This is a genomic window from Protofrankia symbiont of Coriaria myrtifolia (assembly GCF_900634755.1).
GTDB classification, from domain to species: domain Bacteria; phylum Actinomycetota; class Actinomycetes; order Frankiales; family Frankiaceae; genus Protofrankia; species Protofrankia coriariae.
Genome location: NZ_CAAAFS010000148.1, coordinates 1 through 2,633, shown reverse-complemented (window position 1 = coordinate 2,633; position 2,633 = coordinate 1). Strand labels below are relative to the sequence as shown.

1 protein-coding gene is annotated in these 2,633 nt (G+C 72.3%); it reads left to right on the top strand.

Annotation, left to right across the window (positions count from 1 at the left end; translation table 11 throughout):
• A partial coding sequence (locus CM1CMNOD_RS08315) for a TIR domain-containing protein (RefSeq protein ID WP_131773930.1) occupies nucleotides 1-2,633 on the top strand: 2,633 nt, incomplete at both ends.

Sequence of the window (2,633 nt, the reverse complement as noted above, 5' to 3'; positions counted from 1 at the left end):
CCCCGCCCAGGGGCGGGGCGCGCGCTTCGAGGGCCTGCTCATCCGGGACGAGTTCTACCGGGACGAGACGGCCGGTCGGGCGAAGTTCCTCTCGGTGCTGCTGCCCGGCCGTTCGACCGAGGACATTCCCGCTTTTCTCAGCCCGTCCGCGGGAACGCATTATCGGGTCACGGACTTCACCCAGGCCGGGATCGAACCGCTGTTGCGGCTGCTGACCGCGCAGCCAGCGGAAACAGAGCCGCCTATCGGGACGGTGCCGGTGCTGCCCGCCCGACCCACGGTGATCTCCGGCAGAACCATCGAAACCACCGGAACCGGCGGGGCCAGTGCTACCGCTGAAACCGGTGCGACCGGTGCGACCGGTGCGACCGGTGCGACCGGTGCGACCGGTACGACCAGCGCGACCGGTGGGACTGGCCTGGCTGCCAGACCAGTGGTGTTCGTCAGTTACACAGAGGCGGACGAGCGGTGGGCCGCGTGGATCATCCATCAGCTGGCGGCCGAGGGATACCGGCCGCGGGCGACGACGTGGCAGCCGCCACCGGGCGAGGGAGCCGCCGCCTGGCTGCGCCGGGAGCTTGCCGCGGCAGCCTTCGTCCTGCCCGTTCTCTCCCCGGACTACGTGAACTCGGACTGGGCGGCGGCCGAATGGCAGGCCGCGCTCGCGACGATGACCCGGGACGGGCGTCCCCTTCTCGTGCCGGTCCGCGTCGCGCCGTGCGAGGCACCGCCGCTGCTTCGCGGTGTCGGCCGGGTCAGCCTGGTGGAGCAGGCGCAGGCGCAGGCGCGCCGTACGCTGCTCGACGGCCTGTCCGCCGCCGCCGGTCGTTCGGCGCAGCCGGCGCTGCCGCCGGCCTACCCGGGGCTGGTGCGGGGGCCGGCCCCCGCACCAGCGGATGCCGACGGCGCCGAGCCGCCGGCCTACCCGGGCCCGGCCCCACAGAAGATCACGTCGGTGTTCGTGCGCTGGGTGGAACAGGCCGCCCGGGTCCGCTACCCGGACGCGACCATCCAGCGAATGACGGCCGACAACGGGACCGTCTACTTCGACGTGAACGGCCTGCGGGACGGCGAGTGGCAGCGTTGGCCGGTCGGGATCAGTGCGGACGGGCTTGACCAGGACACCCTGGCCGCCTTCTACGAACAGGTCGTCGTCCGGTACGAGTTGTTCGTCGGCGAACCGGTCGAGTCGGAGCTGGTGTACGGGGGAGCGCTCGCCGAGCAGGGCCTCGTCGGCCAGGCCCGCCGGCGGTGGATCCGGGTGCGCAGCCTGGCCCAGTTCGAGGGACGGTGGGATCCGCGCCGTTACCTGCTCCGCCAGACCGCCCGGTTGGAGACCGACCCGGCCTACCCGCCCTCGCTGTACGTGCCGCAGCGGTCGGTCCTCGCCGACGGCGTGGCGGAGACCGCCGCGCAGGACGACGTGCTCGCCGCGGCCGTGGACTGGCTCGACGTCGAGGAGGCCCGCTTCCTGCTGGTGCTCGGCGACTTCGGGCACGGCAAGACGTTCCTGCTGCACGAACTGGCCCGCCGCCTGCCGGCCGAGCGTCCCGGCATGATCCCGATGCTGGTCGAGCTGCGGACGCTGGAGAAGACCCACAGCGTCGCCGACCTGCTCTCGCTGCACCTGACGAAGACCGGGGAGCACGGGGTCGACGTCCGGACGGTCCGCCGGATGCTGGAGCGCGGCCGGATCATCCTGCTGCTCGACGGCTTCGACGAGCTCGCCCTGCGGGTGACCTACGACCGGGCCGCCGAGCACCTACGCATGATCATGTCGGCGGTGACGGGCCGGGCGAAGGTGGTGCTGACCAGCCGTACCCAGCATTTCGCCAGCGACGACCAGTGGCGGACCGAACTCGGCGAGCTGGTGCGGCGCCACACCGCCAGCCGGCAGATCCGGCTCGTCGACTTCGACCAGCGGCAGATCCGGGAGTTCCTCGTGCGACTGTTCGAGCGCCAGATCGCCGCCGAGGCCCGCGGCGCCATCAGGAACGCGACCGCGGACGCCACCAGGGACACGGCCCGGCACACGACCGGAAACACGGACGCCAACGAGACGCCGACGGGCGCCCCTGACAGGCCGGCGGTGCCGGATTCCCAGCTCCCCGGGCTACTGGCGGCACAACAGCGGGCGGACGCCCGGCTGAAACTGATCCACGGCATCCGGGACCTGCGAGAACTGTCCGTAAACCCACGGATGCTGTCGTTCATCGCCGAACTGCCCGAGAGCGACCTGCGCGCGGCCAGCGCGCCCAACGGCACGGTCAGCGCCGCCGACCTCTACGCCCAGCTCGTCGAAAGGTGGCTGGCGAACGAGGTCGCCCGGCGGCGCTTCCAGACGCTGACGGCCGGGCAGCTGCGCCAGGCGGTGGACGCCCTGGCCGTCACGCTCTGGGAGAACGGCGAGGACGCCACCGACCTCGCCGGGCTGTCGGACACCGTCCGGACCGCCCTGACCGATCTGGGCAAGGTCAAACTGGACGCGACGCAGGCCGCGTTCATCGTCGGCTCGGGCAGTCTGCTCATCCGGCGGGAGGACCGGTTCTCCTTCGTCCACCGCTCGGTCATGGAGTTTCTGGCGGCCACGGTGGCCGCCCGCGAGCTCGACGGTGGCCCGCCCCACGGTGGCC